Raw genomic sequence first — 595 nt, forward strand, 5'->3', positions numbered from 1 at the left:
GCGGAGCTGGCCGGGCTGCGCGTCGAGCGCCTGATCAACGAACCGACCGCCGCGGCGATGGCCTACGGCCTGCACGAGCAGCAGTTCGAACGCACCCTGATCTTCGACCTGGGCGGCGGCACCTTCGACGTTACCGTGCTCGAATACGCGCTGCCACTGATCGAGGTGCATGCTTCCACCGGCGACAACTTCCTGGGGGGGGAAGATTTCACCGAAGCCCTGCTCGGGGCCTGCCTGGACGATTGGCAACTGGCGCGCAGCGCGCTGGACAGCCAGGCGCTGGCGAGCCTGGAAGATGCCCTGGAGCAACTCAAGCGGCGCCTCGCCGACGGTCCGCAGACGCTGGACTGGATGGGCCGCCAGTGGCAGCTGGACGAGGCGCGGGCCCTGCAGATCTGGACGCCGCTGCTGACCCGTCTGCGCCAGCCCATCGAACAGGCCCTGCGCGATGCGCGGCTCAATCCGCGCGACCTCGACAGCCTGGTGCTGGTCGGCGGTGCCACGCGCATGAGTGCGGTGCAGCAACTGGTGGCGACCCTGTTCGGCCGTCTGCCCTACCGGCACCTCGACCCGGACAGCATCGTCGCCCTCGGCG

The 595-nt window shown here is 69.6% G+C and carries 1 protein-coding gene; it reads left to right on the top strand.

Annotated elements, in window-relative coordinates:
• Positions 1-595 (top strand): Hsp70 family protein (locus tag J0A65_RS25165; RefSeq protein ID WP_206596956.1); only part of this gene is annotated, 595 nt, incomplete at both ends.

The sequence above is a fragment of the Bowmanella yangjiangensis genome (assembly GCF_017255015.1).
Lineage (GTDB): Bacteria > Pseudomonadota > Gammaproteobacteria > Enterobacterales > Alteromonadaceae > Bowmanella > Bowmanella yangjiangensis.